Origin of the sequence: Microbacterium sp., from assembly GCF_003248605.1 — a bacterium.
Classification (GTDB): domain Bacteria; phylum Actinomycetota; class Actinomycetes; order Actinomycetales; family Microbacteriaceae; genus Microbacterium.
Genome location: NZ_QFPF01000139.1, coordinates 1 through 7,844 on the forward strand (window position 1 = coordinate 1; position 7,844 = coordinate 7,844).

Annotated in this window: 10 protein-coding genes and 1 pseudogene; all 11 read right to left on the bottom strand. The window is 68.7% G+C overall.

The window, feature by feature from the left end:
- Positions 1-333, bottom strand: a pseudogene (locus tag DI573_RS13655) (kynureninase); the annotation flags it as partial.
- On the bottom strand, positions 330-1,187 hold the full coding sequence (locus tag DI573_RS13660; RefSeq protein ID WP_292815405.1) for a tryptophan 2,3-dioxygenase family protein: 858 nt from the start codon (positions 1,185-1,187) through the stop codon (positions 330-332). The gene DI573_RS13660 and the pseudogene DI573_RS13655, both read right to left, overlap by 4 nt.
- Before the next feature lie 97 nt (positions 1,188-1,284).
- Entirely contained in the window at positions 1,285-1,581 is a 297-nt protein-coding gene (locus DI573_RS13665; protein WP_292815407.1) for an antibiotic biosynthesis monooxygenase, read from the bottom strand.
- Positions 1,582-1,641: 60 nt separating this feature from the next.
- Positions 1,642-2,649 (bottom strand): LLM class flavin-dependent oxidoreductase, encoded by a 1,008-nt coding sequence (locus DI573_RS13670; RefSeq protein WP_292815410.1) that lies wholly within the window; start codon positions 2,647-2,649, stop codon positions 1,642-1,644.
- Positions 2,646-2,768: a hypothetical protein gene (locus tag DI573_RS13675; protein ID WP_292815413.1), complete on the bottom strand. Its 123-nt coding sequence runs from the start codon at positions 2,766-2,768 to the stop codon at positions 2,646-2,648. Before DI573_RS13675 ends, DI573_RS13670 begins: the two co-directional genes overlap by 4 nt.
- 112 nt (positions 2,769-2,880) lie before the next feature.
- On the bottom strand, positions 2,881-3,204 hold the full coding sequence (locus DI573_RS13680; protein ID WP_292815415.1) for a TIGR04076 family protein: 324 nt from the start codon (positions 3,202-3,204) through the stop codon (positions 2,881-2,883).
- The gene (locus DI573_RS13685) at positions 3,201-4,448 is read right to left on the bottom strand and encodes an acyl-CoA dehydrogenase family protein (protein WP_292815417.1); all 1,248 of its coding nucleotides are present in this window, start codon (positions 4,446-4,448) and stop codon (positions 3,201-3,203) included. Before DI573_RS13685 ends, DI573_RS13680 begins: the two co-directional genes overlap by 4 nt.
- Positions 4,449-4,469: 21 nt before the next feature.
- The gene (locus DI573_RS13690) at positions 4,470-5,225 is read right to left on the bottom strand and encodes an SDR family oxidoreductase (protein ID WP_292815420.1); all 756 of its coding nucleotides are present in this window, start codon (positions 5,223-5,225) and stop codon (positions 4,470-4,472) included.
- Positions 5,222-5,998 carry an amino acid ABC transporter ATP-binding protein gene (locus DI573_RS13695; protein ID WP_292815422.1) on the bottom strand — a complete coding sequence of 259 codons (777 nt, stop codon included), beginning with the start codon at positions 5,996-5,998 and terminating at the stop codon, positions 5,222-5,224. The genes DI573_RS13690 and DI573_RS13695 overlap by 4 nt, the downstream gene beginning before the upstream one ends.
- A gap of 17 nt (positions 5,999-6,015) precedes the next feature.
- Complete coding sequence (locus DI573_RS13700; RefSeq protein WP_292815425.1) at positions 6,016-6,933, bottom strand: amino acid ABC transporter permease; 918 nt, start codon at positions 6,931-6,933, stop codon at positions 6,016-6,018.
- Positions 6,930-7,844 (bottom strand): hypothetical protein (locus tag DI573_RS13705; protein ID WP_363331372.1); only part of this gene is annotated, 915 nt, incomplete at its 5' end. The genes DI573_RS13705 and DI573_RS13700, both read right to left, overlap by 4 nt.

Sequence of the window (7,844 nt, forward strand, 5' to 3'; positions counted from 1 at the left end):
AACCGTCGTCGAGTCGCCCACGATCGTCTGACCGGGACCGGCCCCGAGGGTCTGCGCCGCGATCCGGTCACCGAGCGTGAGCGGCAGATCGAACCAGCCCTCGCCCCATCCGCGGATCAGGCGGGTCCCCCAGTCGCCGCGCACGAAGGCGGCCAGACGCTCCTCGAGCACGCGCGGGGGCCGGCCGAGCGAGTTGCCGTCGAGGTAGGCGGCGACGGCCGGGTCGTCCGAGGCCACGAACCGCTCTCGGAAGGTCGCGAGCGGATCGTGCGCGTCGAGGTCGACGGCGGCGAGGGATGCTGTCGACGGTGGGCGGGTGTCGATCGAGGTCATGATCGTCCGATCTCGGTGCGAACCGCGAACAGTTCGGGAAAGAAGGTGAGGGAGAGCGCGCGCTGGAGGAAGTCCACGCCGCTCGATCCGCCGGTGCCCGTCTTCATGCCGATCGTGCGCTGCACGGTGCGCAGATGCCGGAATCGCCACGTCTGGAAGTTGTCCTCCACGTCGACGAGCTCCTCGCATGCCTCATAGGCGGCCCAGTGTTCGGCCTCGTTCTCGTAGATGTGCTGGAACACGCTGACGAGCTCGGGGGTGAAGACGTGGGCGACGGTGACATCGCGCTGGAGCAGCGCCTCCGGCACCGCATGTCCACGACGGGAGAGGTAGCGCAGGAACTCGTCGTACAGGCTCGGCGCTTCGAGGGTCTGCTGCAGCATGGCCCGCGCGCCCGGCTCGCCGTCGAAGACCTCGAGCATCCGTGCGTGCTTGTTTCCGAGGATGAATTCCACGGCGCGGTACTGAGCCGACTGGAAGCCGGAGGAGTTGGCGAGGAAGTCGCGGAACTGCGCGTACTCGCTCGGGGTCAGCGTGGCGAGCACCGACCACTGCTCGGTCATCGACTTCTGGATGTGCTTGACGCGGGCGATCTTCTTCAGCGCGGACGCGAGATCGTCCGCCGCGAGCGCCGAGCACGCGGCCCTCAGCTCATGCAGCACGAGCTTGAGCCAGAGCTCGGTCGTCTGGTGCTGGATGATGAACAGCAGCTCGTCGTGGTGCTCGGGGCGCGACTGCGGATGCTGCGCCGAGAGGAGCGTGTCGAGCGCGAGGTATGACCCGTAGGTCATCTGCTCGCGCAGGTCGGTCACGATCCCGGACTCGATGTCGCGCGTGTTGGCCTCGATACCCATTCCGGCACCTCCTCTCGGCGTGCGGTCGTCACCGTCACGAGCGCTGTGTTGCGCAAGCGTGACGACCGTGTTGATTATGAAATAATACCCCGACGACTCAGTCGCCGACGACATCCACCACGTACTTGGTGAACGTCGGCGGAGCCGTCGCCGCGCCCGAGATGAACGTCGTCCACTCCTGCACGTGCGGCTGCTGCGTGTGCACCGCGTGCGCCTCGGTCGGCTCCCAGACCTCGATCAGACGCAAGAAGTCCGGCTCCGACACGTTCCAGGAGAGGTTGTACTCGAGACAGCCTTCTTCGGCGAGGCACGCCTGCTGGAAGGCGATCGCGGCGGTCACGACCTCGTCGCGACGGGTGGGGTCGACGGGGATGCCGCCATAGACGTACAGCATGATTTCTCCTTCTGGGGTCCTCGCGCACGCGCGAGATCGGGGGTGGTGGGGCGGCTACGGCTAGAGCATGCCGCGCAGGACGGGGAGCACGCGCTCGCCGAGCAGACGGAGGGACGCCGCGATGTCGGGGCCCATCGGCGGGCCGAATGAGATGTGGCGCGCTCCCGCCTCGATGAGAGCGCCGCACTGCTCGATCACGTCGTCGACGCCGCCGACGATGCCCAGGCGCATCATGTCGTCGGTCACCGAGGCGATCGCCTCGTCGGTGCGACCCTCGAGCATCAGCTGCTGGGTACGGGCGAACTCATCGGGATCCATGTCGTTCTGACGCAACGCCTCCACCGACAGCGATCCGCTGTACTCGGCGATGTGGTGAGCCATCAGGCGCCGGGCTTCGGCCCGGTCATCGGCGATCGAGACCCATACGCAGGCGGCGACGTCGAGATCATCGACGCTGCGGCCCGCCCGTGCGGCGCCCGTCTGCAGCTGGGTGATGACGTTGAAGACGTGCGTGGGCGGCAGGCACAGGGGCAACGCGCCGTCCGCGTATCGACCGGTCATCTCGAGCATCTTCGGTCCCATCGCCCCGACGTACACGGGGGTGGGACGCCAATGTTTCAGCACGGCCTGCTCAGTCCAGCCCTCACGCGCGCCGGGGACTCCCGCGGGGGAGCGCCCGTTCACGAGTTCCTTGATGGCCACGACCGCCTCGCGGGTGCGCTTGACCGGCGAGTCGGGCTGGATGCCGGCCCACGAGAAGAACACCTCCGACCCGGCGCCGAGGCCGAGGAGGAACCGGTCCCCGGACAGATCCTGCAATCCGGAGGCGAACATGGCGATCTGAGCGGGATGCAGGGTGACAGGGTCGATCACCCCCGATCCGAACTTGATGCGCGACGTGCGCATCGCGATCGCGGCCAGTTGCACGAGTCCCGGCCTGCCGAACACGTCGTTTCCGGTCCAGACCTGATCGAAGCCCATCTCCTCGGCGAAGACGGCGCGGTCGGCGAGGTCGGACACGCCCAGCGGCGATCCGATGCGCGCACTGAAGGTCACGGGGCGGTTCATGAATTCTCCTCGGCCGAGTCGGGCGCCCTCGAGAGCCGCATCCAGAGCGCTTCGGGCGGGTCGGGGCACTGCATCAGGGGTGCGGAATCGAGCCACTCGTCGACCGTGCCGAATATCATGCGCTGGCCACCGTCGAGAGGCCCTCCGGACCCACCTCGAACCAGTCGCCGCGCTTCATGTCGCACGCCGAGTAGTTCATCGACTCGACCGTGCAGCGCACGCGGTGCGCGGTCACGAGCTCGCCCCCGCATCGGCAGACTCGTACACGGCCTCGACGCGCATGACAAGGTTCTCCTCCGCGTCGGGTCCGCAGATCCAGGGCTTGCGTACGAGCCAGCTGTCGGCGGGCAGGTCCGCCTGGCGCATCACGACCACGGGGAACACCGCGGCGAGCGCGTACGGGCAGAATCCCTGACCGGGAGGCAGGATGAGTCGAGAGCCGTGCACCTCGAACCAGTCCCCGACGCGGGTCGCTCCGCGCGGCTTGTCGATGCGCTCGACCGTCACGCGCACCCTGTCGCTTCCCGGCGAGATCGCGGCGACGGGGGCGTTCACCGCAGAGCCTCGTCCCACGCGGGATCGTCGGGGATGGTAAAACCCAGGCCGGGATTCTCGAGAGCGGCCGCGGCCGCCGCGCCGAGGTGCGCTCGACGGGTTCCGGCGTGCGCGAGCGCGCTCATCCCGTCGCGGATCACCCGCTGGATCGGATTGCGGTCGAGGATGTAGGTCGCCGAGGCCACCTCCATGCACAGCGACATCGCGCGCCGCAGCGCGTTCGCCGCTGCCGCGTTCGCCGCAGTCATCCGCGCGCGCTGGAGGGGGGTCAGGCCCAGGCCGGGCGTGAAGATGATCTCGTCGGTGAGCCGTGCGACCTCGCGCACTCCCGCGTAGGCAAAATCGACCTCGGCCATGGCCTCGCCGAGGGCCTGCTTGGTGGCGGCATCCACCTTCGCCGCGGACGCCCCGCCCATGCGGTCGCGAACGAACTCGCCGGCGATCTGCACCGCGTGGCGGGCGACGCCCAGCACCACACCGGTGAGGGCGAAGTGCGAGATGCCGACGCTCTTGTTGAGCGGGTCCGCCGAGGGGTCGTCGACTGCCTCGCGGTCGAAGGCGTGATGCTCGGGCACGAACGCCGGCTCCGTGATCGCATAGGATGTGCTGCCCGATCCCCGAACCCCGAGCACCTGCCAGTCATCGGCGACCTCGATGGATGGGCGCGGGAGCCAGAGACCCAGGTGCGCCTGTTTGCCGTCCGCGCCGAGGACGGGTGCGCCACCCTCGAAGACCTCGGCACCGCCGATGATGTGCACGGCGCTGTAACTGCCACTGCCCCATCCCCATCGTCCCGTCACGAGATAGCCTCCGTCGACGCGCTCCGCGCGGCCGCGGGGATGAAACGCCCCGCTGGTGGGGGTGTCTCGCGTGGGATACAAGTCCGCGTAGGCGGCATCGCCCAGCCGTCCCGCGTAGTAGCCGGTGGCGTTGAGCACACCGACGTTCCAGCCGGCGGATGCATCGACCGCTGCGATCAGGGCGGTGACCTCGACCTGCTGTGCCAGCCCCATCTCGACGCCCCCGCGAAAGGCGGGGAATGCCATCTGGAACACGCCCGCCGCACGCATGGCCGCCGCGGCGCGGGGAGTCAACCGCGCCGCCTGCTCGATCTCGTCGGCCTCTTCGGCGATCAGCGGGAGGAGGTCGTGCGCGTTGGCGATGATCGCCTCGGCAGTCTCGGGAGCGCGCAGGCCGAACACCGCCGGGTCGGCGTCCGCCGCCTGAGTCTGAGTGGATGTCATGCCAGTTCCTTTCGGTGTCGTTCAGGCCGCGATCGGCTCGCCGCCGGTGACCCACACGGTCTGACCCGTGATCGCGCCGGCCGCGGCGAGATCACCGACCGCGCGTGCGACCTCGGCGGGGGTGGGGAAGGCTCCCAGGGCGGTGCGCTCGAGCAGCCGCGCGGACAGCGCGGCACGCTCGGGGTCGAGCGCCTCGGCATCGGCCGGGTCGACGACCCGACCGGGAGCGACGATGTTCGCGGTGATCCCCGCGCGTCCCTCCTCGAGCGCCAGGTAGCGCGTGAGCACGGATGCCGCCGCCTTGGCGGCTCCGTACGCACCGAAACCCGGGTGGGGACGCGCCATCAGGGCACCCGATACGTAGACGATGCGTCCCCACGCGGTCTCGCGCATGGCCGGAAGCACGCGCGAGACGAGTGCCGCGTGCGCCGCCACCGACGCGAACTGCACATCGAGATCGGCTCGCGACAGATCGGCCACGCGCACGATTCTGCTCTCGGCGTGGACCGTGTTCACCAGAACGCCGGGCGCCCCGAGCTCGCGTTCGACCGCGATCAGCGCGGCATCGAGCGACGCGTCGGATGCGAGATCGACCGGCACCGCGAGGGCCGGCGTCGGTAGCCCCGCCGCGAGGGCGGCCGCGTCGTCGCTGCGCGAACGGTAGAGAACGGCGATCCTGGCACCGCGCGCCGCCAGATCGATGCAGACCGCGCGCCCGATCGTGCCCGTGGCGCCCGCGACGATCGCCACGCGTCCCGCCAGATCGGCGTCGCTCACCGGATGACCGCCGAGAGGAACTCCCGAGTGCGCTGCTGCTGCGGGGCATCGAGAACCGCCGCGGGCTCCCCCTGCTCGACGATCCGGCCGTCGGCCATGAAGACGACGCGGTCGGCGACCTCGCGGGCGAAACCCATCTCGTGGGTCACGACGACGATCGTCATGCCCGATGTGCGCACGAGATCCTTCATGACCTCGAGCACCTCGCCCACCAGCTCGGGGTCGAGCGCACTGGTCGGCTCGTCGAACAGCAGCACCTTGGGCGACATCGCGACCGCGCGCGCGATCGCGACGCGCTGCTGCTGTCCGCCGGAGAGCTGCGAAGGGTAGAAGTCGGCACGCGCCGCAAGCCCCACCCGCTCCAGGATCGTGCGGGCTCGTGCGTGCGCCTCGGCCTTGGGAGTCTTCTTGATCTTGATCTGTGCGAAAGCGACGTTCTCGAGCGCCGTCATGTGCGGGAAGAGATTGAACTGCTGGAAGACCATGCCGATCTCCACCCGCTGGGCGCAGGCGTCCTTCTCCTTCATCTCGTGCAGCCGTCCGCGCCGCTCGCGATACCCGATGATGTCGCCGTCGACCCGGATCTGTCCGGTGTTGATCTCCTCGAGGTGGTTGAGGCATCGCAGCAGCGTGCTCTTGCCCGACCCCGAGGGCCCGATGATGCAGACCGTCTCGCCCTCGGTGATCTGCAGATCGATGTCGAACAGCACCTGGTTGTTGCCGAACCACTTGTCGACGCCGTCGACCTCGATCATGGGGTGCGCTGCGGTCATCGTCGCTCCTTCGTCGCTCACTTGGCGGCCATCCGCTTCTCGAGGAAGTACTGCCCCACGGACAGCACCGAGATCACCAGCAGGTACCAGATCGTCGCGACGATGAGGAGCTCGATCGTGCGGAAGTTGACGCCCGAGATGCCGAGCGCCACGGTCAGCAGGTCTCCCCCGCCGATGACGGTGACGATCGCAGAGGCCTTCAACATGCTGATCAGCTCGTTGCCCATCGGGGGCAGCAGCACCTTCGCGGCCTGAGGCAGCACGATGTAGCGCAGCGTCCTCGTGCCATCCAGTCCCAGGGCCTTGGCCGCTTCGTGCTGACCCGTGCCGATCGAGAGCAGCCCCGCGCGCACGATCTCGGCCATGTATCCGGAGCCTGCCAGCGAGAGCCCGATGACGGAGGCCAGGAACGGCGTCATCACGTCGCGCACGGGCACAGAGACGAACTGCACCTCGGTGAAGGGAATGCCGAGGGCGAAGTCGGTGAAGAACAGACCCAGGTTGCCGACGAAGATCAGGATGACGATCAGGGGCACCCCGCGGAAGATGAAGACATATCCGGCCGCCACGCCGCTCAGGATCGTCGAGTCGGAGATCCGCATGACGGCGATGATCACCGCGAGGATGACGGCGAAGACCATCGACAGCACTGTGATCCACAGCGTCGAGGCGAGCCCCTGCAGGATGCCGGGGCTGAAGAGGAACTCCCAGACGATCGGCCAGACGATGTTGGGGTTGGTGGCAAGACCCCCGATCATCGAGACCAGCACGAACGCGACGACGACAGCGAAGACGCCTCGCCCCCAGTGCCGAACCGGCACGACATTGAGCTTCGGCCGGGCGGGGGCTGCCGCGCGGGTGCGCGCGGGCCCTGTCGGGGTGGATGCTGTCATGGTTTTCCCTTCGTCGAGGGGGGGAACGATCGGGGCGGTCATGGTTTCTCCGATGCGAGGACGGTGCGCCCGACATCCACCCAGCGCGCCCGCCAGGTGGAGGCGTGCGCGGCGACGCCCGTGAGGTCACGGATGAGGCGCTCGAAGGGAACGCTCTCGTAGATCACCTGCGAACCTATGAGCTCGGCGCAGATGTCGACGACGCGACGGGCGATGTCGGCGGCGACCGGGGCGTCGCCGCGCGCCATCACCGACTCGCTCGGCAGAGCGCCCTCGGTGAAGATCACGTCGTCGATGCGCTCGACGCCCGCGTAGACCACTGCCCGAGCGGCGCGGACATAGCTCTCGGCTTCGCCGAGCAGGCCGAGGCGGCGCGCGTCGGGCGCGCCCTTCGTCGACAGCGACGCCGCCGCCAGATCCACCGCGTGCTGAGCGATGCCCACCGCGATGCTGGCGGTCGAGTAGAACGGCAGGTCGACGATCTTGTTGAGCGGCTCGGCGGCGGGATCCGGAGTGAAGTAGCGGTCGAACGAGTGCGCGCGCGGGATGACGACATCCGCTGCGCGGTAGCCGGAGCTACCCGAGCCCTTGAGCCCGATCACATGCCAGTCATCGAGCAGCTCCACCCGCTCGCGCGGTAGCCAGACACCCAGGACGAGCGGTGATCCGTCGTCCTTCACCACCTGCACACCGCCGTCAAACACCTCGACGCCACCCAGGATGTGGTCGCTCGCGCGAATGCCGCTGCCGAACTTCCACGTTCCGCTGACGCGCAGGGTGTCGCCCTCGATGTCGGCGCGACCCCGCGGGTGGAATGAGCCGCTGGTCGGCACGTCGAGGTGCGGATAGAGCTCGGCGAAAGCGGCGTCACCGAGGCGTCCCGCATAGAAGCCCGTCGCTGCGAGGATCGCCGCGTTCCACGCGATCGACGCGTCGCGGGCGGCGATCATCTC

Coding starts and splice junctions, on each gene's coding strand:
- DI573_RS13670 (WP_292815410.1), bottom strand. CDS start 2,649: ATGAACCGCCCCGTGACCTTCAGTGCGCGCATCGGATCGCCGCTGGGC.
- DI573_RS13660 (WP_292815405.1), bottom strand. CDS start 1,187: ATGGGTATCGAGGCCAACACGCGCGACATCGAGTCCGGGATCGTGACC.
- DI573_RS13665 (WP_292815407.1), bottom strand. CDS start 1,581: ATGCTGTACGTCTATGGCGGCATCCCCGTCGACCCCACCCGTCGCGAC.
- DI573_RS13695 (WP_292815422.1), bottom strand. CDS start 5,998: ATGACCGCAGCGCACCCCATGATCGAGGTCGACGGCGTCGACAAGTGG.
- DI573_RS13685 (WP_292815417.1), bottom strand. CDS start 4,448: ATGACATCCACTCAGACTCAGGCGGCGGACGCCGACCCGGCGGTGTTC.
- DI573_RS13700 (WP_292815425.1), bottom strand. CDS start 6,933: ATGACCGCCCCGATCGTTCCCCCCCTCGACGAAGGGAAAACCATGACA.
- DI573_RS13675 (WP_292815413.1), bottom strand. CDS start 2,768: ATGATATTCGGCACGGTCGACGAGTGGCTCGATTCCGCACCCCTGATG.